General features: G+C 64.2%; 28 protein-coding genes and 1 riboswitch. Of the genes, 8 read left to right on the forward strand and 20 right to left on the reverse strand.

The window, feature by feature from the left end; genetic code table 11:
* Window positions 1-2 precede the first annotated feature (2 nt).
* Window positions 3-221, reverse strand: coding sequence for a hypothetical protein (locus FJW06_RS18575; protein WP_140753670.1), 219 nt, complete (start codon window positions 219-221; stop codon window positions 3-5).
* A gap of 178 nt (window positions 222-399) precedes the next feature.
* Here FJW06_RS18575 and ndk point away from each other — a divergent pair, with 178 nt between their 5' ends.
* Both ndk and FJW06_RS18585 read left to right on the forward strand, forming a co-directional pair.
* Window positions 400-822: a nucleoside-diphosphate kinase gene (gene ndk / locus FJW06_RS18580; protein ID WP_140753671.1), complete on the forward strand. Its 423-nt coding sequence runs from the start codon at window positions 400-402 to the stop codon at window positions 820-822.
* 160 nt (window positions 823-982) lie between these two features.
* Window positions 983-1,189, forward strand: coding sequence for a hypothetical protein (locus tag FJW06_RS18585; RefSeq protein WP_140753672.1), 207 nt, complete (start codon window positions 983-985; stop codon window positions 1,187-1,189).
* Between the two features lie 15 nt (window positions 1,190-1,204).
* Here the strand turns inward: FJW06_RS18585 and FJW06_RS18590 are convergent, their stop codons facing one another.
* From FJW06_RS18590 to FJW06_RS18630, 9 genes are all read right to left on the reverse strand, one after another.
* Entirely contained in the window at window positions 1,205-1,549 is a 345-nt protein-coding gene (locus FJW06_RS18590) for a DUF190 domain-containing protein (RefSeq protein WP_042638010.1), read from the reverse strand.
* A gap of 21 nt (window positions 1,550-1,570) precedes the next feature.
* Window positions 1,571-1,984: a fluoride efflux transporter CrcB gene (gene crcB / locus FJW06_RS18595; RefSeq protein ID WP_246674689.1), complete on the reverse strand. Its 414-nt coding sequence runs from the start codon at window positions 1,982-1,984 to the stop codon at window positions 1,571-1,573.
* Window positions 1,985-2,002: 18 nt separating this feature from the next.
* Window positions 2,003-2,395, reverse strand: a complete 393-nt coding sequence (gene crcB, locus FJW06_RS18600; RefSeq protein ID WP_140753673.1) for a fluoride efflux transporter CrcB — start codon at window positions 2,393-2,395, stop codon at window positions 2,003-2,005.
* A gap of 95 nt (window positions 2,396-2,490) precedes the next feature.
* Window positions 2,491-2,552, reverse strand: a riboswitch (Fluoride riboswitch).
* A 27-nt stretch (window positions 2,553-2,579) separates the two neighbouring features.
* Entirely contained in the window at window positions 2,580-2,993 is a 414-nt protein-coding gene (locus FJW06_RS18605; protein WP_140753674.1) for a YbaY family lipoprotein, read from the reverse strand.
* 134 nt (window positions 2,994-3,127) lie between these two features.
* Window positions 3,128-3,607, reverse strand: a complete 480-nt coding sequence (locus tag FJW06_RS18610; RefSeq protein ID WP_140753675.1) for a molybdenum cofactor biosynthesis protein MoaE — start codon at window positions 3,605-3,607, stop codon at window positions 3,128-3,130.
* Between the two features lies 1 nt (window position 3,608).
* Window positions 3,609-3,866: a molybdopterin converting factor subunit 1 gene (gene moaD, locus FJW06_RS18615; protein WP_040972157.1), complete on the reverse strand. Its 258-nt coding sequence runs from the start codon at window positions 3,864-3,866 to the stop codon at window positions 3,609-3,611.
* Between the two features lie 5 nt (window positions 3,867-3,871).
* On the reverse strand, window positions 3,872-4,468 hold the full coding sequence (gene pgsA, locus FJW06_RS18620) for a CDP-diacylglycerol--glycerol-3-phosphate 3-phosphatidyltransferase (RefSeq protein WP_040984724.1): 597 nt from the start codon (window positions 4,466-4,468) through the stop codon (window positions 3,872-3,874).
* A 147-nt stretch (window positions 4,469-4,615) separates the two neighbouring features.
* Window positions 4,616-6,712: an excinuclease ABC subunit UvrC gene (uvrC, locus tag FJW06_RS18625; protein WP_140753676.1), complete on the reverse strand. Its 2,097-nt coding sequence runs from the start codon at window positions 6,710-6,712 to the stop codon at window positions 4,616-4,618.
* Window positions 6,709-7,473, reverse strand: a complete 765-nt coding sequence (locus tag FJW06_RS18630; protein ID WP_140753677.1) for an SDR family oxidoreductase — start codon at window positions 7,471-7,473, stop codon at window positions 6,709-6,711. The genes uvrC and FJW06_RS18630 overlap by 4 nt, the downstream gene beginning before the upstream one ends.
* Window positions 7,474-7,887: 414 nt before the next feature.
* Here FJW06_RS18630 and FJW06_RS18635 point away from each other — a divergent pair, with 414 nt between their 5' ends.
* Window positions 7,888-8,535: an outer membrane protein gene (locus FJW06_RS18635; protein WP_140753678.1), complete on the forward strand. Its 648-nt coding sequence runs from the start codon at window positions 7,888-7,890 to the stop codon at window positions 8,533-8,535.
* A gap of 92 nt (window positions 8,536-8,627) precedes the next feature.
* Here FJW06_RS18635 and FJW06_RS18640 read toward each other — a convergent pair whose 3' ends face one another.
* The 4 genes from FJW06_RS18640 to FJW06_RS30960 all read right to left on the reverse strand — a co-directional run bounded on the left by FJW06_RS18640 (window position 8,628) and on the right by FJW06_RS30960 (window position 11,037).
* Window positions 8,628-9,002 carry a TfoX/Sxy family protein gene (locus FJW06_RS18640; RefSeq protein ID WP_181178419.1) on the reverse strand — a complete coding sequence of 125 codons (375 nt, stop codon included), beginning with the start codon at window positions 9,000-9,002 and terminating at the stop codon, window positions 8,628-8,630.
* Window positions 9,003-9,116: 114 nt separating this feature from the next.
* Complete coding sequence (locus FJW06_RS18645; protein WP_140753679.1) at window positions 9,117-9,713, reverse strand: glutathione S-transferase family protein; 597 nt, start codon at window positions 9,711-9,713, stop codon at window positions 9,117-9,119.
* Window positions 9,714-9,978: 265 nt separating this feature from the next.
* A complete protein-coding gene (locus FJW06_RS30210) occupies window positions 9,979-10,356 on the reverse strand; it encodes a hypothetical protein (protein ID WP_181178421.1) in 378 nt (125 codons plus the stop codon).
* Between the two features lie 396 nt (window positions 10,357-10,752).
* The gene (locus FJW06_RS30960; protein WP_348644056.1) at window positions 10,753-11,037 is read right to left on the reverse strand and encodes a DinB family protein; all 285 of its coding nucleotides are present in this window, start codon (window positions 11,035-11,037) and stop codon (window positions 10,753-10,755) included.
* Window positions 11,038-11,357: 320 nt separating this feature from the next.
* On the opposite strand from FJW06_RS30960, the gene FJW06_RS18665 reads away from it, so the two are divergent.
* On the forward strand, window positions 11,358-11,981 hold the full coding sequence (locus FJW06_RS18665; RefSeq protein ID WP_348644057.1) for a TetR/AcrR family transcriptional regulator: 624 nt from the start codon (window positions 11,358-11,360) through the stop codon (window positions 11,979-11,981).
* A gap of 296 nt (window positions 11,982-12,277) precedes the next feature.
* On the opposite strand, the gene FJW06_RS18670 is transcribed toward FJW06_RS18665, so the two are convergent.
* From FJW06_RS18670 to FJW06_RS18680, 3 genes are all read right to left on the reverse strand, one after another.
* Window positions 12,278-12,739 carry a hypothetical protein gene (locus tag FJW06_RS18670; RefSeq protein WP_140753680.1) on the reverse strand — a complete coding sequence of 154 codons (462 nt, stop codon included), beginning with the start codon at window positions 12,737-12,739 and terminating at the stop codon, window positions 12,278-12,280.
* 110 nt (window positions 12,740-12,849) lie between these two features.
* Window positions 12,850-13,212 (reverse strand): DoxX family protein, encoded by a 363-nt coding sequence (locus FJW06_RS18675; protein ID WP_140753681.1) that lies wholly within the window; start codon window positions 13,210-13,212, stop codon window positions 12,850-12,852.
* A 35-nt stretch (window positions 13,213-13,247) separates the two neighbouring features.
* Complete coding sequence (locus FJW06_RS18680; protein WP_140753682.1) at window positions 13,248-13,670, reverse strand: VOC family protein; 423 nt, start codon at window positions 13,668-13,670, stop codon at window positions 13,248-13,250.
* A 179-nt stretch (window positions 13,671-13,849) separates the two neighbouring features.
* Here FJW06_RS18680 and FJW06_RS18685 point away from each other — a divergent pair, with 179 nt between their 5' ends.
* Entirely contained in the window at window positions 13,850-14,605 is a 756-nt protein-coding gene (locus FJW06_RS18685) for a helix-turn-helix domain-containing protein (protein WP_140753683.1), read from the forward strand.
* A 15-nt stretch (window positions 14,606-14,620) separates the two neighbouring features.
* Here FJW06_RS18685 and FJW06_RS18690 read toward each other — a convergent pair whose 3' ends face one another.
* Genes FJW06_RS18690 through FJW06_RS18700 form a run of 3 tightly spaced genes read right to left on the reverse strand, consistent with a single transcriptional unit; the run spans window position 14,621 to window position 16,813 of the window.
* Window positions 14,621-15,469: a 23S rRNA (adenine(2030)-N(6))-methyltransferase RlmJ gene (locus FJW06_RS18690; protein WP_140753684.1), complete on the reverse strand. Its 849-nt coding sequence runs from the start codon at window positions 15,467-15,469 to the stop codon at window positions 14,621-14,623.
* Window positions 15,470-15,527: 58 nt separating this feature from the next.
* Window positions 15,528-16,157, reverse strand: coding sequence for a hypothetical protein (locus FJW06_RS18695; protein ID WP_140753685.1), 630 nt, complete (start codon window positions 16,155-16,157; stop codon window positions 15,528-15,530).
* Between the two features lie 38 nt (window positions 16,158-16,195).
* Complete coding sequence (locus FJW06_RS18700; RefSeq protein ID WP_246674691.1) at window positions 16,196-16,813, reverse strand: TetR/AcrR family transcriptional regulator; 618 nt, start codon at window positions 16,811-16,813, stop codon at window positions 16,196-16,198.
* Window positions 16,814-16,948: 135 nt separating this feature from the next.
* On the opposite strand from FJW06_RS18700, the gene FJW06_RS18705 reads away from it, so the two are divergent.
* The 3 genes from FJW06_RS18705 to FJW06_RS18715 all read left to right on the forward strand — a co-directional run bounded on the left by FJW06_RS18705 (window position 16,949) and on the right by FJW06_RS18715 (window position 19,758).
* Entirely contained in the window at window positions 16,949-17,422 is a 474-nt protein-coding gene (locus tag FJW06_RS18705; RefSeq protein WP_140753687.1) for a carboxymuconolactone decarboxylase family protein, read from the forward strand.
* A 336-nt stretch (window positions 17,423-17,758) separates the two neighbouring features.
* On the forward strand, window positions 17,759-18,676 hold the full coding sequence (locus FJW06_RS18710; RefSeq protein ID WP_140753688.1) for a lysylphosphatidylglycerol synthase domain-containing protein: 918 nt from the start codon (window positions 17,759-17,761) through the stop codon (window positions 18,674-18,676).
* 5 nt (window positions 18,677-18,681) lie between these two features.
* Window positions 18,682-19,758, forward strand: coding sequence for a glycosyltransferase family 2 protein (locus FJW06_RS18715; protein WP_140753689.1), 1,077 nt, complete (start codon window positions 18,682-18,684; stop codon window positions 19,756-19,758).
* The last annotated feature ends 288 nt before the right edge of the window (window positions 19,759-20,046 follow it).

A 20,046-nucleotide genomic window follows, 5' to 3' on the forward strand; every position in this document is an offset into this window, starting at 1 on the left:
GGCTACTTCCCGCGCTCGTTGGCCGGCCCGTCCTTCTCCACCAGCTTGACGCAGATCGGGTCGCCCTTTTCCATCCGGATGCATTGCCACTCCGGACCAAAGCCGAAATTCTGCTGCCCGAGCCGTGGAAAGAGCAGCTCGCCGAAGACGATCGCGGCAAGAACCGCGGCCATGATGATGATACCGCGGATATCCCCCCGCCTGAGATAAGGCCAGTTCATCGCCTTCACTCCGCTGCCGCAACGTCCCGGATTTCCATGTGAAGGATTTTCGCAGCCGCCTATTTATCCCGCAAAGGGTTCTCCTTGACCAGAACCCCCGCCTCCCCTTGGCAAGCCGCCGGGCGGCTTGTATAGAGCCCGCCACCCTAATTTCCATTCCCAGAACAAGGACGACTCTATGGCGATCGAACGCACCTTCTCCATGATCAAGCCCGACGCGACCAGGCGCAACCTGACGGGTGCCATCACCAAGATGCTCGAGGACGCCGGCCTGCGCGTCATCGCATCGCGCCGTGTGTGGATGAGCCGCCGCGAGGCCGAAGGTTTCTACGCCGTTCACAAGGATCGCCCGTTCTTCGGCGAGCTGGTGGAATTCATGTCGTCGGCGCCGACCATCGTGCAGGTGCTGGAAGGCGAGAACGCCATCGCCAGGAACCGCGAAGTGATGGGTGCCACCAACCCGGCCAACGCCGCCGAAGGCACCATCCGCAAGGTGCACGCGCTGTCGATCGGCGAGAACTCGGTGCATGGCTCGGACGCGCCGGAAACCGCCGCGCAGGAAATCAAGTACTGGTTCTCGGATACCGAGATCGTCGGCTGAGGCTTAAGTTCAAGTTTTACGGAACGGCCCGACCAGGCGGGCCGTTTTTGTTTAAGACGGGTGGTCACGTCCGCCGCCTGCCCTAGGTTCAGCGAAATCGGCGACAAAATAGCGCTGGGCGGCTGTGGGCCGCGCTTCCGCCGAACCGAGGGAGCGAAGCATGATCAAGCCTCATGTTTCTGAAAGTGGCCTTGCCTATCCGGACGACCTCGCCCTGTTGAAGCGTATCTATGACGAGGTCTGCGAGGAGCGCGGCATCGTCATAGGCAGTTCTGAGGCGTCGGACCTGGCGATAGAGGCCATGAAACTCTTTTCGGCCGGTATCTTCGACGAAACGACGATCGGCCGCAGGCTTCGTGGCGGGTGATGGGAGACGGCGGGTTCAATCCCCGTCGCCGTAGCGGATGACCTCCACCTTCTCCCTGGTAATCAGGCAGCTCTTTTCACTGGTCAGCGCCTTGATCGCCGGGATCAGCGCATCGATCTTCTCCGGCGCGTCGACGATCTCGACGACGATCGGCAGGTCCTGCGACAGGCGCAGGATCTTGGCGGTGTGAAGCACGCTGGAACGGCCGAAGCCAAGCGGACCTCTCAGCACCGTGGCGCCGGCCATGCCCGCCTCGCGCGCCTTGATGACGATCGCCTCGTGCAGCGGCTTGCCGTCAGCGGCCCTGTCGTCCTCGCCGAAGAAGATCCTGAGCAGCGCGCATTGCGCGGGAAGTTCCATGTTCTTCTCCCTGATCACGTTTTAGCCCGATCGCCTGCCGACCGGCAAACGGTTGAGCCTGGACGCCACGAGATAGCCCAGCCATGCGGCAGCCAGCGACAGAGCGACCACACTGACGAGATAGGCCGCGGCCAGCGGCCAGTCGTCCTCGAACAGCAGGAAGGTGTCGAGGCTCATCGCCGAAAACGTGGTGAGCCCGCCGCAGAAGCCGGCCATGACGAAATTGCGTCCGGACTGGCCGACCATCAGGCGGCCATCCGGCCCGGTCAGCGTGGCGAAGGTCATGATCACCCAGGAGCCGACGACATTGACGAAGGCGGTCGACCACAGCGCGTTCAGACCGAGCAGCGAGACGATGACGTAGCCCGACAGGAAGCGGGCCAGCGAGCCGATCGCCGCGCCGCAGCCGACCGCCAGATAAAGCCGCATTGCCATCTGTCTATCCACCATTGCTCAGCCCGCAGCCCATACTACCGCCCAGAAGCCGAGGGCGACGAACAGCACGCACAGCGCCGCCGAAGCGGCGACGTTGAAGGCGGCGAGCCGGGCCTCGCCGTCGAGCGCGAGGTTCAGCGTCTGCAGGCAGAAGGACGACACCGTGGTGTAGCCGCCGAACAGGCCGACCACGACCAGATCGCGCACGAGATCGCTGGCGAAGACCCCGCCGACCGAGCGCGCCGCGCCGGCGAAGGCACCAATGGCAAGGGCGCCGGAAACGTTGACCGCCAGCGTGCCCCAGGGAAAGGTCTCGCCGACGCCGCGGCCTACCACGCCGGACAGGAAAAAGCGGGAGACGCCGCCGAGGAAACCGCCGATCAGGACCAGGGCGCAAGCCGCAAGGGTCATCGCTTCAATGCCTTTCCAACGCGATTCCGCACCGGAATCACTTCACGAGATCAGGCATGATGCGAGCGGGAAAACAAACCTGCCGCGCAACAGCACGCCTGGCAGGAGTCATCAGCCACAAGGGCGGTTTCGGGGGAACCCCATCCCCATTTTCAAGCGAGGCTAGGCGGTTGCAGCGGCGCGGTCAACCAGCCCGTTTCAACACGATGCCTTGACGACCACCGGCCAGCGGATCGAGCTGGTGGCTTGTATCGGTGATGAACATCAGCCGTTCGCCGACCGTGATACGCGCCTGCAGAGCGTAGGTCCGGCCCTTCCGGATCGCCTTGGGGTCGAAACCGATCTCGAATTTGATCGGCACCTGGCCGGCGGGCGCTATCCTGCGCTTGGCGATCACGGTCGCCGGCGCATCGGCCAGCGAGACGTCGGCGAGCTCGACCATGAGAACGGCATCGGGCGGCAGGGCGATGCGCTCGCGATAGGTCAGCTCGCCCGCGATTGCCCTCTCGCCGGCCTTGGTCACTTCCGGCACGGCAAGCACGCCGACGACCAGCGGCACCAGCCCGAAGATGAAGAACTCCGCGATCCGGTCCAGCATGAGATTGCTCCGCCAAGCAAATCAAACCAACCGGCAGGCTTAGGAAGGATTGCGGTCGTTCGATGGCCGAACGGCAGTTTTTTCTGATGAATGTCGTTGCCCCAGAACCGCTGCACACTTCTGGGCGACATGCATTATTCGCGCTGTTTCTTCCAGCGGTCCGCGGCGCGATCGTCGGCTTCCTTGGCCTCGACCCAGCCGCCCTCGGAGCCGTCGGCGCGGTGCTCCTTCTTCCAGAAGGGTGCGCGCGACTTCAGATAATCCATCAGGAAATTCGCCGCCTCGAAGGCCGCCTGGCGGTGCGACGAGGCCGCGACCACCAGCACGATGTTCTCGCCCGGCGCGATCTTGCCGTGGCGATGGATGACGGTAAGCCCCTGCAGCGGCCAGCGCTCGAGGGCTTGCGCGGCGATGCGGCCGATCTCGGCCTCCGCCATGCCGGGATAGTGCTCGAGTTCGAGCGCCGACAGCGCGCCCTGTTCGTCGCGGCAAAGGCCGGAAAATGTGACCACGGCGCCGATATCGGCGCGCCCCGCGGTCAGGCCGGCGATCTCGGCGGCGACGTCGAAGTCCTCGCGCTGGATGCGGATGGCGGGCACGATCGCGCCGGCCATCTCAGCCCCCGGTCATCGGTGGAAACAGCGCTATCTCGCGCGCGCCGGCAATCTTCTCGCGATGGCCGACATGTTCCTGGTTGATGGCGACGCGTATGACGTCCGGATACTGCAGCGCGTTCTCATACTCCTCGCCGCGCGACTTCAGCCAGCGCAGCAGGTCGGCGACCGTCTCGATGCCGGCAGGCAATTCGACATGCTCTTCCGGCTTGCCGATCCGCTCGCGTACCCAGGCGAAATAGATGAGCTTCGTGGACATTGTCTTCACTCGTCCATGATGTGCTTGAGGCCGGCGCGGAAATAATCATAGCCGGTGTAGAGCGTGACGAGGGCCGCAACCCACAAAAGCACGAGGCCGATCTGGGTGGTCAGCGGAAATATCTTGTCGCCGGCCGGACCGACCAGCAGGAAGGCGATGGCGACCATCTGGATGGTGGTCTTCCATTTGGCGAGTTGGGTCACCGGCACCGAGACTTTCAAGGCGGCCAGATATTCACGCAAGCCCGACACCAGGATCTCGCGGCACAGGATGATGATTGCCGCCCAGAGCGACCAGCCGGCGATGCCGCCATGGCGGTCGGTGTCGGCGGCAAGCAGAAGCAGGCAGGTGGCGACCAGCAATTTGTCGGCGATTGGGTCGAGCATCTTGCCGATGTTGGAGGTCTGCTGCCAGGCGCGTGCGAAATAGCCGTCGAAGTAATCGGTGATGGAGGCGAGCAGGAAAATGACCAGCGCCGACCAGCGGGCGAAGTCGGACGACTTCAGATGACCTTCGAGAAAAAAGCACAGCACGACCAGCGGCACCGCCACGATGCGGGCATAGGTGAGGATGTTCGGCAGGTTGAACGCGCGTTGTGCCATGTCGTCTCGGGAAATCTCCTCCGCCAGTCGTACTCAAATCAGAAGCCAATGTAGGGGGTCAACTGTCGAGATTCGATTGGACAGGGAAAAATGGCGTGAAGGTCGGAGTAAGGTACACCCTTTGGGACGTCCCTGCGCGCGAGCGCGTCAGCTCTCATGAAAATGATTGTAGACCAGCTTCGCCACGTGTTCGGAAATACCGTCGACCTTGACCAGATCTTCGACCGCGGCGCGGCTGACCGCCTTGGCGGTGCCGAAGGCGTGAAGCAGGGCCCGCTTGCGGCCGGGGCCGATGCCGGCGATCTCGTCGAGCGGGCTTTTCACCATCTCCTTCTTGCGCCGCGCCCGATGCGAGCCGATGGCGAAGCGGTGCACCTCGTCGCGCAGGCGCTGGACGAAATAGAGCACGGGGTCGCGCACCGGCAGCATGAAGGAGTCCCGGCCCTTGACGAAGAAGCGCTCGCGGCCGGCATCGCGATCCGGGCCCTTGGCGATGCCGATAGCGACGACCCTGTCCTCGACGCCGAGATCGGCCAGGATCTGGCGCACCGCCGTCATCTGGCCCTGACCGCCGTCGATCAGGATGACGTCGGGCCAGGCTGGGAAGCTGCCATTACCGGTGACCAGATCCTCCTCGCCGGCGTCCTGGGCTTCCGCGTCTTCCGAGGCCGGTGATTTCTGCTCGTCGCCATGTTCGCGCAGAAGCCGCGAGAAACGCCGCTGCATCACCTCGCGCATCATGCCGAAATCGTCGCCGGGCGTGATCTCGGTCGAGCGGATGTTGAATTTCCGGTACTGGTTCTTCACGAAACCTTCGGGGCCGGCGACGACCATGGCGCCGACCGCGTTGGTGCCCATGATGTGCGAGTTGTCATAGACCTCGATGCGCACCGGCGGCTTTTCCAGGCCGAAGGTGTCCGCAAAACCCTTGAGCAGCCGGGCCTGGGTCGAGGTCTCGGCCAGCCTGCGGCCGAGCGCCTCGCGCGCATTCTGCAGCGCGTGATCGGTCAGGTCCTTCTTCTCGCCGCGCTGCGGCACCGAGATCGTGATCTTGCGGCCGGCATGGGTGGAGAGCGCCTCGGCGAGTAGTTCCTGCTCCTGCGCGGTCTGCGAGAGCAGCAGCGTACGCGCCGGCAGCTTGTCGTCATAGAATTGCGCCAGGAACGAGCCCAGCACCTCGGCCGGCTCCAGCGCCGGATCGGCCTTGGGGAAATAGGCGCGGTTGCCCCAGTTCTGGCCGGTGCGGAAGAAGAACACCTGAATGCAGGTCTGGCCGCCTTCCTGGTGGATGGCGAAGACGTCCGCCTCCTCCACCGTCTGCGGATTGATGCCCTGATGCGCCTGCACATGCGAGAGGGCCGCAAGGCGGTCTCGATAGATCGCGGCGCGCTCGAAATCGAGTTCTTCCGCAGCCTGCTGCATGGCGGCGGAAATCTCGGTCTTCACCTTCTGGCTGCGGCCGGAGAGGAAATCCTTGGCCTCGGCGACGAGCTCGGCATAGCCCTGATGCGATATCTCGCCGGTGCAGGGACCGGCGCAGCGCTTGATCTGGTAGAGCAGGCAGGGCCGCGTGCGGTTTTCGTAGAAAGAATCCGTGCAGCTCCGCAGCAGGAAAGCTCGCTGTAGCGAATTGATGGTGCGGCCGACCGCGCCGGCCGAGGCGAAGGGACCGAAATAGTCCCCTTTTCGCGAGCGCGCGCCGCGATGCTTATAGATCCCGGGCGAGACATGGTCGCCGGTGAGCAAGATATAGGGGAACGATTTGTCGTCCCGCATCAAGACGTTGAAGCGCGGCCTCAGCCGCTTGATGAGGTTGGCCTCGAGCAGCAGCGCCTCGATCTCGGTGCGGGTGACGACGAATTCCATCGTCGCCGTCTCGCGCACCATGCGGCCGATGCGGGCAGTGTGGAAACGTCCCTGCGCATAGTTGGTGACGCGCTTCTTCAGGCTGCGCGCCTTGCCGACATAGAGCACGTCGCCGGCCGCGTTCATCATGCGATAGACGCCGGGCTGGTTGGGCAGCCGCTTGACGAAGGTCTGGATCACCTCAGCGCCGATCATGCCGTCGGCGTCGCCGGCGTGCGGCGTCCAGTCTATGGCCGTGAAGGCGACATCGGGGCCGGTCGGGACTGACTCCGGCTCGACAATCTCCTCCGCCGCCTCGTCCTCGATGTCGAGATCGACATCGGGCGGCACATCATCGGCGGTTCCGTTGCTTTTATGTCTTTGGGCTGCGGGACTCATTCCACCATGCCTGTCACATCGGGCGTCTGCCACGCAAGATGCTGGCCGCCGTCCAGCGCGATCATCTGGCCCGTCACCGAGCGCGCCTGCCAGAGATAGCGGATCGTGGCGCCGAATTCGGGCAATTGCGGGCCGCGCTTCAGGATCAGGCCCTTGACCTGTTTGCCGAAATCATCGTCATCCTGACGCTTGTTCTTCAAGGTCGGCCCGGGGCCTATGGCATTGACACGGATGCGCGGCCCGAGCGCCTGCGCCAGCATCTGCGTTTGCGTCCAGAGCGCCGATTTCGACAGCGCGTAGGAGAAATAGCGCGGCGTCGGGCGCCAGACGCGCTGGTCGACGATGTTGACGATCAGCCCCTCCTCGCCTTCGGGCAAAGCACGGGCAAAATTCTGCGCCAGCAGCGCCGGCGCCTTCACATGGATCGCGAAGTGGCGGTCCCAGGCCCGCCAGTCGAAATCCTCCACGCGGTCGTCGACGAACAAGGACGCGTTGTTGACCAGCAGCGTGACGGGGCCGAGTTCGGCTTGCGCCCTGCCGACAAGATCGCCGACGGCATCCATGTCGGTGAGGTCGGCGGGGACCACGGCGGCGTGGCCGCCCTCGCCCGTAATCTTATCCGCCAGCACCTCGGCCTTGCCGCTCGACCGGTTGGCATGGATGGCGACGGCGAAGCCATTGGCGGCCAGATCCTCGACGATCGCCTTGCCGATCCGCCTTGCTCCACCCGTCACCAGCGCGACGGCTGTGGCTTGTCTCATGGTGTCAATCCTCAATCGGCTTCACGATTCCGGGAAGCCGGCACAATGTGACGGGCCAAGCGTTAAATGCCATTTCCACCTGGGGCAGGAATGTGGCGAAGCGGCCCGGATGCATTTGCGCCCCGCTGGATATGGGGCACCGTCCATGGCAATATATGTCGCTGGACCCCTTGAACCAAGCGGCGTGCAGCGCAACATGATTAGCCTGCTGACATTCGCTGTTGCGAAGATGCAACGTCACCTTTCGGCCTTATTCGTGCCTGGGAATGACCCAAGTTCAGGTTCGCTTCAGCCGCATTTCAGCACGACATTTGGAACCGTTGAGCGCCGAGCCCGTTTATCCCCCCGGGCGGGCCGGGGCGTTTCATAAACAAAAAAAGCCTAAGTGTCTTGTGGCTTAAGGAGAGTAGAACAATGAAGACCAATCTCAAATTCGCGCCGCTTGCCGCTGCGCTCGGGCTGTTCGCCTTTGGTGGTACCGCCTTTGCAGCCGACGTCGTTTCCGAAGAGCCGCCGGCTCCCGCTCCGGTTGCCGAGCTTCCGGTCGCTTCCTGGGCTGGCCCCTATGCCGGTATCAGCCTCGGCTACGGCTTCGGCGGCCATGCAGATGCTCGTGACGTCGGCGTCAATGTGAAGACCAAGGGCTTCATCGGCGGCGTGTTCGGCGGCTACAACTGGCAGCAGGAGAACTTCGTCTACGGCGCTGAAGCCGATCTCGGCTACAACGGCGTCAAAGGCGACAGCGCTGGCATCAATGCCAAGGGCGGCCTCGAAGGGTCGCTGCGCGCTCGCCTCGGCTATGCCGTGACCCCGGAAATCCTGCTTTATGGTACCGGCGGTCTCGCCGCCAAGGATCAGAAGATCTCGACTCCGATCGGTAGCGACAGCAAGGGCATGTGGGGCTGGACGGCCGGTGTCGGCACCGACATCAAGATCACCGACAATGTGTTCGGTCGTGTCGAGTACCGCTATACCGATTACGGCCGCAAGGACTTCGACAACATCGGCAGCGTCAAGTCGAAAGACAACCGCGTCACGTTCGGCGTCGGTATGAAGTTCTAAGTCGTAGAAGCCACGACACGGAAAAGCCGGGCCTTGCGCCCGGCTTTTTTTGTGCCCGCAAAACCGACAAAGGTGCGCCCCTCAGTCAGCCATCATGTCGACCCGTTCGGCGGCTTGGCCTTCACCTTCGCCGGCAGCGTGTCGACGAAGGCCAAAGCGCGATCGAGCCACCCGGCAAGATCGGCATCCGTCGTCGTGCCTTCCGGCGCGACGCGGATATAGCCTTCCATCGGGCGCCCACCCATCTCCATCGTGCTCGCATGAGGAAGTGCTGCGGCAGCCGCATGCGCGTCCTTGCCGACACGAACCAGAAGCCCGCGCTTCGAGGTGCCGATCAGCATGTTGCCGTTGATCATGAAACAGGTGCCGCCGAACATTTTTTGTTCGGTGAAGGCGCGTTGCCCGAGGGCGGCGCGCAGGCGTGCGACCATCGGGTCCGGCGCGACATTGGTTGAGGGCTTTGCCATGCTCAGCACTCCGACTTGGGTGATGTCAGGCAAGCATGGAAGCGCACGGGGTTCAAGGTTGGTGCGCGAGGCCGAAGCTGCCAATCTCCGCCACGTGGCGGAGATTAGCTGTATCTACCCCGGCACGCTTGCTTTCAACTCGGGAAACTTCTCATCGAACCTAGCGGCCCAGCGCACGAGCCGGCCGCGGCCCTTTTCCCATTGGCCGGAAAAGCGCAGTGCGAGATAGCCAAGCGTTGCGCGCAGCGCCATGTGGCCGGCGGTGATCTTCTTCGGCAGCTTCGGCGGGTTGGCGTTGATCAGGTCGAGCGCGGTGGCGATCTTCGTCCATTGCCGGTCGAGCCAAGGCTGATAGACCATCGCCTCCGGCCGCGTGCGCCGCTCATAGACCATCGACAGCGCACAGTCGCAGATGCCGTCGGCAAGCGCCTCCAGAACCTCCGCGTCGAGCCGCTTGTCGGGATTGCGCGGAAACAGCGCGTTCTTCGACAGGCGGTTGAGATGCTGGGTGATGGCGCGGCTGTCATAAATCGAGCGGCCGTCCTCCAGCACCAGCACCGGGATCTTGCCGAGCGGATTGGCCGAGATCAGGTCGGCGGGCCTGTCGTCCGTCTTGACCGGCACGAGGTCGATGGCGATGCCGGAATAGACGGCCGCCATGCGGACCTTCGAACTGTAGGGGGACGTGGAAGCATAGAGCAGTTTCGGCATGATTGGGTTCCCGGTTGTTTGCGGCACTGTTGACCGATCAGCGTCCGAAGGGCAACGGCCAGCAGGCCGATCCGGATTAGCCAATGTTCTTTGCCGGCGCCGGAGCGCAACAAAAAAGCTCCCGGAAGTTTTGCTGGCAGCAAAATTTCCGAGAGCTTTAGGAGGAGCGTCCGCTCCGACTTCGCTCTGACACCGAATTGGCGAGAGGGGTGCCTGGGTGGCACCCACCGTCACCCGTTTGCGCCGGCCAAGCGAAGCTACGCGATTACTTCTTGGCGGCCGGCTTCTTCGCCGGAGCTGCCTTCTTCACGGCTGCCGGCGCCTTGGCGGCGGCGGCCTTCAGCGGAGCCTTGGCGGCGGGCTTGGCCGCGGCCTTCGCTGCCGGCTTCTTGGCGGCGGCGGGCTTGGCTGCTGCCTTTGCAGCCGGCTTGGCCGCTGCCTTGGCGGCGGGCTTGGTCGCGGCCTTGGCGGCGGGCTTGGCCGCGGCCTTGGCTGCCGGCTTGGCTGCTGCCTTGGCCGGAGCCTTGGCGGCTGCCTTCGGCGCCGCTGCCTTCTTCACTGCTGCAGGTTTCGCGGCAGCCTTAGCTGCCGGCTTCTTTGCCGGCGCTTTCGCCGCCGGCGCCTTGGTTGTCGTCTTTGCCATGCGATGCCCCTTGCGTTTTGCCAATGGTCGTGAGTGACCCGGCGTGTCTATGCATATCTGACTCGCGACTGTCTAGCCAGCGAAGCAACACAATGATTTTCAGTTATTGAATTTTGGTTACACGAAGATGCACCTCATGCAAATTGTGAGCGAATCTCTCACTTTCGAAGTGACGGCCCAGCCCACAGATTTTCGCCCCGCTTCTATCGCCCGATAATCCATCCGTCCGCGCCATAACCTTATATCACAATGCGAGCAAAGTGCTCACAATAGAGAACACGCCGCCGAACGCCGGCTTCATCTTGTCCAGCCGAAACATCTACAGATGAGCCGGCCAGGCGAGACGATCAAAGCTTACTCATTTGAAAGTGAGTTAAAAGCTCATATTCGGTGCCATCAATCTCCGCCGGCTTTGCGTTCGCTCTGCAGGCGGCGCGCCGGTTCGGAGCGATGCAGATGGACGGCATAGGTATCCAAGGGCGGCGAGACCGCGATCCCGGCCAGTATGCGGCCGATCTCACCCCGATGGTAGCTGCCGTGCAGGACGACATGGGTCAGCATCTCCTGCCTCGCCATGCAGCCCTTGTCGCCATCGGTGAAGACGAAGGCGACCCGGTCGGCAAGCCCTTGCTCCGAAACGGTTTCCAGGTAGTCGAGGTACCAGCGATCGACCTCGGCCAAGGCGCCGCGCAGCTCGCGCGGCTCGGGCGTGCCTGGCGTATTGTCGCTCGCATAGCCATGGGTGGGTGACGCCCTTCAGGTGCGCGGCAAAGATCCGCGACACGACATGGATATGGTTCATCAGGCGGAGCGCGGCGTGGCGTAGTGCGGCGTCACTCGCCGGATCCGTCCCGGCAAGCTTCTCTATCAGCTCATCGTTCGCCCAGGCCTGGTAGGCGAGCATGCCCTTCAGCAAGGTCTTGGCACTCATCGTTGCGACCCATTTGCGTTGGTGAAATGAATGTGAGTATCCTGTTTATATTCTCGGGAGACGGGCCAGCATGTCTACTCGCATTGCAAAGCCGGCCGCACGCATGCGCAAGCTGCCGCGCCAGGCGCGTTCGATCGCTACCGTCGAGGCGATCATCGAAGCCGGGGCTCACGTGCTGAGCGAGCTCGGCTGGGCGGGGTTCTCCACCAACAAGGTGGCGGAGGCCGCGGGCGTCAGCATCGGCTCGCTCTATCAATATTTCCCCGACAAGCTGGCCCTGGTCGAAGCGATCCGGCGCCGTCACTTCGATCATGTGCTGTCGGTGATTCGCGAAGCGTCGGCGGAGGAGAAGCCGCTCAAGCAATTCGCGCGCGAGCTGGTGCGCGGCATGATCGGCGCGCACTCGATCCATCCGACGCTGCACCAGGTGCTGCTCGACGAGGTGCCCGGCGATCGCGGCTCACGCGCCGCGCACGCCTCGTTCCAGGCGCGCTATCTCGAACATTACGCCGCGGCCGTCGCGCAGTACCGCAAGCGCCGCAAGGATACCGAGACGATGGCGCGCGTGCTCTCCTCGGCGGTCGAGGGCGTGATCCACAACGCGGCACGGCGCAACATGCTCGACGCGCCGGAACTGCAGAAGCAGCTCGGCGAGCTGATCCAAGCTTACATATCGGGCGGCAAGGCCGCGTGAGTCAGCGGAAGCGGAGCAGGCATGAGCGAGGCCTGTTTGCGCGGGCCGCCGGCGGAGCCTCCTGGAGGCCAGCAGCCCAGCGTAGGATAGGGAGGGACAGCGCCCTCCTCTGTCCTGCCGGACATCTCCCCCACAAAGGGAGGAGATCGGATGCCATGCAGGCTTTCGCCAATCGCCAGCGCTGAGAATGAGCTGGACGTCGAAGCCGACATCTCCCCCCAAGTGGAAGAGATGTCCGGCAGGATAGAGGGGGCGCCGTAGAGCGCCAACCTCAACGGTCTATGGGGCCGACGAACTTACCGCAGCACCCGGCAGCGGCCGTTATAGACCAGCCAGCGATCGAAGCCCGAGACGCAGAACTCGACATTGTCGCCGATCGAGGCAAAGCCTTGGCCTTCCTCGATAAGGTAGAAGATCGAGCGGTCGCGGCCGTCCGACAGGTTGACGGTGGCGCGGCAATAATGGCGGCCGATCGGCCATTCGTCGCTCGCCGGCTCGTAGCGATGCTGACGGATGTTGCGGAAATCGGTGATCGCCACGTCCGGCAGATGCGGCACGTGATGCACCTGGTAGGAGAAGCGGTCGGTGATCTTGTTCAGCACCCAGGCCTCGCCGCAGACGCTGCCGTCATCCTCGGTGTAGATGGACAGGTCGGCGGCATGCGCCGCCTGGCTGAAGCCCAGCGGAGCGGCAAAGGGAGTGGATAGCGCAACGAGCGCGGCAAGGGCGGCAAGGGCGGAATGGGCGAAGCGAGTCATGACAGCCTCTCAAGGTCGGTTCCGCGCACTGTGCGGATTCGCTTGGCGGCGGTCAAGCGGTTGCGAAAACAATGGTTTCCGCAAAACTTCGTTCCCTCATCGCCAGCTCATCAAAACGTGCCGGCAAGCAGCAGCCCGCCGATGACGGCAACGTTGATCAGGAACGCATTGCGCAGCACCTGGCGCTCCGGTTCCTCGCTCGCCCAAAAACGCAGCAGCATGAGGTTCGTCGCCAGCGTGAAGAGGATCAGCGCGCCGGCGGCGAAGGGCTTAGCCACGCCAACGGCAAGCAGGAAACCGGCAACGACCTCGACCGCCGAACCGGCGGCCAGCATCAAGGCCGGAGCCGGGAATTTCCGGGCGGCCAGATAGTCGCGCATCGCCGCGAATTTCACGAAATGCTCGATGCCGGCGAAGACGAACACGCCGCCGATGAGGAGAGCGCCAAGCGCTTGAACGGTTTGAACAGGCATGGCGGCCTCCTCGCGATGATCTACTTCGCCTCAACTCAGTCCTCGGGGACGAAGGCCGGGTTGTAGACGACCTCCCACAGGTGATCGTCGGGATCCTGGAAGTAGCCGGCATATCCGCCCCAGAAGGTCTTTTGCGCCGGCTTGACCACACGCGCGCCGGCCTTGACGGCCTCGGCCATCACGGCGTCCACCTCGGCCTCGCTGCCGACATTATGGCCGATGGTCAATTCGGTCGGGCTGCGGCCGCTTTGCGGCACCGTCGCATCGTGGGCGATGCTGGAACGTTCGAAGATTGCGAATTTCAAGCCGCCGGCAAGCTCGAAGAAGGCGACCGCGCCGTGCTCGAATTCGCGGCCGATGATGCCTTCGGTCGGCAGGCCGAGCCCGTCGCGATAGAATTTGAGGGAGGCCTCCAGATCGTCGACGCCGAGCGTCAATACAGTGATGCGAGCTTTCATTTCTCTCACTCCTTTCTATATTCGTGCCACAGTCGCAAACGGATGCGGTCCGATGCGAGCGCGTGGAGCGCCGTGAAGTTCGTCCGTTTTGCCATGGATGACGTGGCCGGCATTGAATATTTCGGCCAAAATAACCAGCGCCCGATGCGGCGACTCTGCTGAAGCAGATCGGAGACGGAATGGAACCGGTCCTGGCGCAGACCACCGGCTTTTTTCGCGAGCGGCCCGTCGCCGACGGCCTGGCCGGTGCCTTCTCTGCGGTCTGGGTCCACCACATGGACGAGCGCGCCGTTCCGCCCATCGTCATCACGCCTGACGCCACCATCGACCTGCAATGGATCGACGGCCGCTTCCGCGTGGCCGGCCCGGACAAGGAGCCGCAGATCGAGACGCCGCCGGGCGGCGCGGTGATCGTCGGCTTCCGCTTCCGGCCGGGCGCCGCCGCCGGATGGCTCGGCGTGCCGGCCGGCGAGATCGTCGGCGGACGGCTCGACCTCAGCGAATTGTGGGGCACGCGTTGCCGGGAGCTTTCCGACCGCATCGGTCCGACGCCCAGCCTTGCCGACCTGGTTCGTCGCCTGGAAGAGACGATCGGAGCGCGCACGCAAGGACGCGACGCGCTCGACCCGCAGATGGATATGGCCTTCGACGTCATCGACAAAGGTTTACCGCTGGAGACGCCGCTGGTTCCGTTCCTGCAACGCCAATTGCATATGAGCGAGCGGACGCTGCGACGCCGCTTCGAGGACGCCTTCGGCTATGGCCCGAAGACGCTCGACCGCATCCTGCGCTTCCACCGGTACCGGCGCCTGCAGCGGCAGCAAAGCGACGCCTCGACCGCGTTGCTCGCCATCGAGGCCGGCTATGCCGACCAGGCGCATCTGATCCGCGAAAGCCGGCGGCTGACTGGCGTGACGCCCTCGGCGCTGGCTTGAGCGAATGCGGGCGCCCTACTCGCCGGCCAACCACTCCAAGGTCCAGCGTGACGGCTGCCGGACAACCAGCGCCTTGTGCAGGACCGGCAGCAGCAGCCGCAATTCGCTCTCCAGTGTATAGGGCGGATTGACCACCACCAGGCCGCTGCCGTCGAGGCTGGGTTCGTCCGAGGCGGGCCGGATCTCGAAGGCGATGTCGAGCAGCTTCGGAATGCCAGCCTCCTTCAGCGCCGCGCGGAAGGCCGTCACCGCCTTGCGTTCCTTGATTGGGTACCAGAGCGCGTAGATGCCGCCCGGCCAGCGCCGGTGCGCCCTGCGAAGCCCTTCGACGAGTCGGGAGAATTCGCCATCCTCCTCGAAGGGCGGATCGATGAGGACGAGGCCGCGCTTTTCCTTCGGCGGAAGTTGCGCGCCGAGCGCCAGCCAGCCGTCGAGCTCGATCACCCGCGTCTGGAAATCGCCGGCGAAAACGGATTTCAGCCGCGAGACATCCTCGGGGTGCAGCTCCACCGCCGTCAGCCGGTCCTGGTTGCGCAGGAGATGGCGCACGATCAGCGGTGAGCCGGGATAGTGCTTGAGCCCGCCGTCGGGATTTAGCGCGCGCACCGCTTCCAGATAGGGCTGAAGCAGGACCGCCGCTTGCGGCTCGAGACTCGCCTCGGTGAGCCGACCGATGCCGGTTTGCCACTCGCCGGTCTTGCCTGCCTCGACCGAGGCAAGATCGTAGCGGCCGATGCCGGCATGGGTGTCGATGACGCGAAAAGCCTTGTCCTTCTGCTTGAGATAATCGACGAGGCGCGCGAGCACGGCATGCTTGACGACATCGGCGAAATTGCCGGCGTGATAGGCGTGGCGATAGTTCATGCGCGGCTCACTCCACAGAGCATGATGTCAACCGAAAACCGTTTCACACTTTTCGGCATCATGCTCGTGGCGAACCGTTGCGGCCCCAGCGTGGCGGTGGTGGTTGCGAATTGGGGTTTTGCGGATGGCCTTCGCCGCGACGCCCGAAGACCAGCGACAGCACCAGTCCGGCAAGGCCGACGCCCATCAGCGTATAGCCGACCGGCTCAGCGCGTTCGTCGATCGAGCCGGTGTCGGCGCGCAGGATGAGATCGACCGCGCGCATGTCGATGCCGTCGGCATCACCGGGGCCAACGGTGAAGACATAAGGGCCGGGCGTGACGGTTTTGATGACGCCGGCCTCGTCGCGAAAGATCTTGTCGGGCAGTTGCGGGCTAGCCTGGCGCGGATTGTCGGTGTGGTTGAAGGAGAGCGCCGAGGCCAGCGCCGTGCGGCCGCCGCTCGCCGCTGTCAGGGTCAGCACAGTGCGCTGCTGGCCGGCGACCCGTTCGGCCCGCGCGGTCAGGTCGACCAGCACCCGCACCGGCGCATCGCTTGCGGCGAGCTGCACAGTGGCGGGCCGGAAGCGGCCACCCTCATAGATGCGGTAAGTGCCGATCGCATGGCCGGAAAAATTGCCCATCGTCCAGGGATAGAAGATGCCGATGGCGGCACCGGCGATGAGGAGAAGAACGAAGAGGAAGCGCATTCAAACCCTTGGCTGTTTTGTTCGGCTGTCCGCCCTTCTCAAGAGCGGTTTTCATCTCGGGCAGCTTCGCGGACCCGCTCCATCTCGTCCAGGAACATTTCCAGGCCAAGCTCGAAAGTCTTGTCGAAGCCGGCGGCGCCGAAATAGGCGCCGGCCTTCACGACGCTCGGATAGTCGCGCGCCAGTTCCTCGTCGCTGACGGTGGTGACGGCCGACGGCCCCTTGGCGTAGCCGGCCGTCTCGTCGAGGATCGCGCCCATCAGATAATAGCCGGCGGCGCGGAACAGGCGCGCGCTTAGCTCGGGGCCGAAGCCGCCGTCCTCGAACAGGCCGATAATGGCGTTGAGCTTGGCGAGGCAGGGCGGCGAGTTCATGCGGTAGACGACGATGAAGGGCGCGAAGGCCGGGTGCTCGGTCGCGATACGGCGGAACTCCTGCATGCCGATGCGCGCCCGCTCGCGCCAGGGCAGGCTGTCGTCGGGAATGACGAGCCCGCTCATCTGGCGATCGACCAGCGCTTCGTAGAGATGCGCCTGCGAGGGGAAGTGGTGGTAGATGCTCATCGCCTCGCAGCCAAGCCTGGCGGCGAGCTTGCGCATCGAAAAGCCGGACAGCCCTTCCCGCTCGATCACCTCGAAGGCGGCATCCTCGATCATCTCGCGGGAGAGTTTTCCGCGGGTTCGCTTTTTTTTGCTCGATGCATCCATGGCGGCGCTTGACAACTTACACTGTAAGGCTTATCTTCCACACACCTTACATCGTAAGGCTAACAAAAACCAGAGGAGAACATCATGTCGGTCATTCGCATCGTTTCAACCGTGCATTCCTGTCTTCGTTCCGCCTCGCTCATCGCCGCCGCGGGCGTGTTTGCCGCCGCGCTGGCGTCCGCCCCTGCCCGGGCCGACGATTACGACGCGGCGCTGAAGGACATCCGGTCGACGATGGGCGGCGTGCCGGGCTTCGTCAAACAGTTCCCGAAAGCCGGTCTGCCCGGCGCGTGGGCCGAGGTCAAGGCTATCGAACTCAGCGACAAGACGGCGCTGACGCCGAAGGAGAAGTCTCTGATCTCGCTGGCGGTCGCGGCGCAAATCCCCTGCAGCTACTGCATCTGGTCGGACACTCAGAACGCCAAGCACGCCGGCGCCACTGACGAGGAGATCCAGGAAGCCGTCGCGATGGCGGCTCTGACGCGCCACTGGAGCACCATCTTCAACGGCATGCAGGTCGATTTCGACCAGTTCAAGAAAGAGATGGGCGGAGAATAAGGCCTGTCCCCGCAAAGCGGGCGGGCGCGACGCCCGCCCGTTTTTCGCCGTCCCGATCGAAGCTCCAACAAGCTTGTGGATTCGCCGCCGCCGCTGCGCCAGAGCGGTTCACCGTTCAGGGAAACGGCGAACCGCTCCATCTCTTTGTTTTGACGCAATTCCGCACGGAAAACCGCTCACACTTTTCGTGGAATTGCTCTATAGGAACAGCGCCTTGAATGAGCCAGCGCGGATCCGATGTCGGACCGGCGCCGGCCGGGCCGACATTCGAAAGTTGCCCTCTGCCGGCCTTCGGATGGCGCTTCCGCCCAACCGGGCGGCCCGTTGGAGACCTGTTTGAAGCGAGCGATATCGATAATCGTCACTCTGGCGTTGTTGGCATGGCTAGCCAGCGACCAACGCTGGAAGATGGTCGGCGGTGCCTTCGCCAGCATCACGCCCGGCGCGTTTGTGGCGGTCGCGGCGGCGCTGTTCGTCACCTATGTGCTCCGGGCGCTGCGCGTCTGCGACGAATTCCGCGACGATGTGAACGGCCGCTTCGGCGCCACACTGCGCGTCATCCTGATCCACAACGCGATGATCAACGTCGTGCCGTTCCGTGGCGGCGAGACGGCCTTCCCGATCCTGTTGCGCCAGGTGTTCGGCGTCTCGATCGTGCGCGCCAGCGCTTCGCTTCTGTGGTTCAGGCTGCAGGACGCTTTCGTCGTCGGCGTGCTGGCCTGCCTGGTCTGGCCGGGTTTGTATCCGGCGCTGAGAGCCGCCGGCATCGCGGCGCTGATCGCGGCCGCATGGTACTTGCCGCGCTGGGCCCGCGCGCCGCACAACTGGACGACCGGCGGCAGGATCGTCTCGAAATTCGGCAAATTGCGTGACATCTTCACCGAAGCGACAGGGCGCTCGCGCTATGGCTGGTGGTGGACGATCGCCAATTGGACGCTGAAGCTCGGCGTGCAGGGCTGGCTGCTCGCCATGCTGCTCAACACCTCTTTCCAGACCGCCTTTCCGGGCGCCGTCGGCGCGGAGGCCGCCGCCATCCTGCCGGTACAGGGTGTCGCCGGCTTCGGCACCTATGAGGCGGGCGCGGCCGCCGCGCTGCTCTATTCCGGCATCGCGATGAAGGACGGCCTGCAGGCGGCGCTTGCGCTGCATCTCTTCATCCTGTGCTCGGCGGTCGCAACCGGTGCGATCGCTTGGCTGTTCCCTTCGAAATCGACGCTGCCGAAAACTCCGGCGGCGGGACCGGCAAGGAAATGACCGTCATGAACGTGCTTCCCATCCCCGCATCGGGACTGCCCGAGGGCGCCGTCATGCCCGAGCACAAGCTCTCCATCGTCATTCCGATGTACAATGAGGCCGACAATGTCGAGCCGCTGCTGGTCCGCATCCATCAGGCGATGGAAAATTACAGCCAACCCTGGGAAGTGGTGCTGGTGGACGACGGCAGCACCGATGCCACGCCCGCCGAGATCCGCCGGCTGGCGGCTCAATACGGGCCGCATGTGCATGGCGTGGAGCTGGTGCGCAACTACAAGCAGACCGCCGCGATGCAGGCCGGCCTCGACGCCGCGCGCGGCAACGTCATCGCGACGCTGGACGGCGACCTGCAGAACGACCCGTTCGACATTCCGCGCATGGTCTATCGCCTGCTGACCGAGGATCTCGACCTCGTTGCCGGCTGGCGCAAGGACCGCAAGGAAGGGTTCTGGCTGCGCCGCCTGCCGTCCCGCATCGCCAATAGGCTGATCGCCCGCGTCACCGGCGTGCAGCTCAAGGATTATGGCTGCAGCCTGAAAGTGTTCCGCGGCAGCGTCATCCGCAGCGTGCGGCTCTATGGCGAGATGCACCGCTTCATCCCGGCCTGGCTCGCGACGGTGACGACGCCGCGCCGCATCGCCCAAGAGGTGGTGACGCATCACGCGCGTATCCATGGCCAGTCGAAATACGGCATCTCGCGCACCTTTCGCGTGGTGCTGGACCTCGTCTTCATGTTCTTCTTCCTGCGCTATCGCACGCGGCCCGGCCATTTCTTCGGCGGCATCGGCATCGTGCTCGGCGTGCTCGGCTCGCTGATCCTGGCCTATCTGTTCGCGATCAAGGTTTTCTGGGGGCAGGATATCGGCACGAGGCCGATGCTGATCACCGGCTTCTTCTTGGTGATCGCCGGACTGCAGGCGGTGACGTCGGGCGTGCTCGCCGAGATGCTGTCGCGCGTCTATCTGGAGGCCAATGGCGCGCTCGCCTATGTGGCGCGGCCGCAGCCCGCGCATGGCGAGGGCGATGGCTGGCACTGGCCGAGGAAGCCGGCTACCGAGAAGGCGAAGCCGCGGCGGAAATGATCCTGCCGCTCCGCGTCGATAGCCACCCGCGTTGCCAACGGCACCGCGATTTCGCGCAACGGTTTTCGCGACGGGAACGACCGCGAACCACCGATGCCGAGGGCTGACGCATCCATCCTGATCATAGGGGCGCGCGCGCCGGTGGCGCTGCATCTGGCGCGCCTTTTCCATGGCGCCAGGCATAGGGTGATCATGGCCGACACGCCGGCGTGACCGATCGCGGCGGCGAGCAAGGCTGCGGCGCGCTATCACAGGCTGCCGCCGCCGCGTTTCGAACCGCAGGCCTAT

The organism is Mesorhizobium sp. B4-1-3, from assembly GCF_006439355.1.
Classification (GTDB): domain Bacteria; phylum Pseudomonadota; class Alphaproteobacteria; order Rhizobiales; family Rhizobiaceae; genus Mesorhizobium.

What these genes read in the sequence shown, in the direction of transcription:
- FJW06_RS18575 (WP_140753670.1), bottom strand. Translation starts at nt 221, where the DNA reads ATGAACTGGCCTTATCTCAGGCGGGGGGATATCCGCGGTATCATCATC.
- ndk (WP_140753671.1), top strand. Translation starts at nt 400, where the DNA reads ATGGCGATCGAACGCACCTTCTCCATGATCAAGCCCGACGCGACCAGG.
- FJW06_RS18585 (WP_140753672.1), top strand. Translation starts at nt 983, where the DNA reads ATGATCAAGCCTCATGTTTCTGAAAGTGGCCTTGCCTATCCGGACGAC.
- FJW06_RS18590 (WP_042638010.1), bottom strand. Translation starts at nt 1,549, where the DNA reads ATGGAACTTCCCGCGCAATGCGCGCTGCTCAGGATCTTCTTCGGCGAG.
- crcB (WP_246674689.1), bottom strand. Translation starts at nt 1,984, where the DNA reads ATGGCAATGCGGCTTTATCTGGCGGTCGGCTGCGGCGCGGCGATCGGC.
- crcB (WP_140753673.1), bottom strand. Translation starts at nt 2,395, where the DNA reads ATGACCCTTGCGGCTTGCGCCCTGGTCCTGATCGGCGGTTTCCTCGGC.
- FJW06_RS18605 (WP_140753674.1), bottom strand. Translation starts at nt 2,993, where the DNA reads ATGCTGGACCGGATCGCGGAGTTCTTCATCTTCGGGCTGGTGCCGCTG.
- FJW06_RS18610 (WP_140753675.1), bottom strand. Translation starts at nt 3,607, where the DNA reads ATGGCCGGCGCGATCGTGCCCGCCATCCGCATCCAGCGCGAGGACTTC.
- moaD (WP_040972157.1), bottom strand. Translation starts at nt 3,866, where the DNA reads ATGTCCACGAAGCTCATCTATTTCGCCTGGGTACGCGAGCGGATCGGC.
- pgsA (WP_040984724.1), bottom strand. Translation starts at nt 4,468, where the DNA reads ATGGCACAACGCGCGTTCAACCTGCCGAACATCCTCACCTATGCCCGC.
- uvrC (WP_140753676.1), bottom strand. Translation starts at nt 6,712, where the DNA reads ATGAGTCCCGCAGCCCAAAGACATAAAAGCAACGGAACCGCCGATGAT.
- FJW06_RS18630 (WP_140753677.1), bottom strand. Translation starts at nt 7,473, where the DNA reads ATGAGACAAGCCACAGCCGTCGCGCTGGTGACGGGTGGAGCAAGGCGG.
- FJW06_RS18635 (WP_140753678.1), top strand. Translation starts at nt 7,888, where the DNA reads ATGAAGACCAATCTCAAATTCGCGCCGCTTGCCGCTGCGCTCGGGCTG.
- FJW06_RS18640 (WP_181178419.1), bottom strand. Translation starts at nt 9,002, where the DNA reads ATGGCAAAGCCCTCAACCAATGTCGCGCCGGACCCGATGGTCGCACGC.
- FJW06_RS18645 (WP_140753679.1), bottom strand. Translation starts at nt 9,713, where the DNA reads ATGCCGAAACTGCTCTATGCTTCCACGTCCCCCTACAGTTCGAAGGTC.
- FJW06_RS30210 (WP_181178421.1), bottom strand. Translation starts at nt 10,356, where the DNA reads ATGGCAAAGACGACAACCAAGGCGCCGGCGGCGAAAGCGCCGGCAAAG.
- FJW06_RS18665 (WP_348644057.1), top strand. Translation starts at nt 11,358, where the DNA reads ATGTCTACTCGCATTGCAAAGCCGGCCGCACGCATGCGCAAGCTGCCG.
- FJW06_RS18670 (WP_140753680.1), bottom strand. Translation starts at nt 12,739, where the DNA reads ATGACTCGCTTCGCCCATTCCGCCCTTGCCGCCCTTGCCGCGCTCGTT.
- FJW06_RS18675 (WP_140753681.1), bottom strand. Translation starts at nt 13,212, where the DNA reads ATGCCTGTTCAAACCGTTCAAGCGCTTGGCGCTCTCCTCATCGGCGGC.
- FJW06_RS18680 (WP_140753682.1), bottom strand. Translation starts at nt 13,670, where the DNA reads ATGAAAGCTCGCATCACTGTATTGACGCTCGGCGTCGACGATCTGGAG.
- FJW06_RS18685 (WP_140753683.1), top strand. Translation starts at nt 13,850, where the DNA reads ATGGAACCGGTCCTGGCGCAGACCACCGGCTTTTTTCGCGAGCGGCCC.
- FJW06_RS18690 (WP_140753684.1), bottom strand. Translation starts at nt 15,469, where the DNA reads ATGAACTATCGCCACGCCTATCACGCCGGCAATTTCGCCGATGTCGTC.
- FJW06_RS18695 (WP_140753685.1), bottom strand. Translation starts at nt 16,157, where the DNA reads ATGCGCTTCCTCTTCGTTCTTCTCCTCATCGCCGGTGCCGCCATCGGC.
- FJW06_RS18700 (WP_246674691.1), bottom strand. Translation starts at nt 16,813, where the DNA reads ATGATCGAGGATGCCGCCTTCGAGGTGATCGAGCGGGAAGGGCTGTCC.
- FJW06_RS18705 (WP_140753687.1), top strand. Translation starts at nt 16,949, where the DNA reads ATGTCGGTCATTCGCATCGTTTCAACCGTGCATTCCTGTCTTCGTTCC.
- FJW06_RS18715 (WP_140753689.1), top strand. Translation starts at nt 18,682, where the DNA reads ATGAACGTGCTTCCCATCCCCGCATCGGGACTGCCCGAGGGCGCCGTC.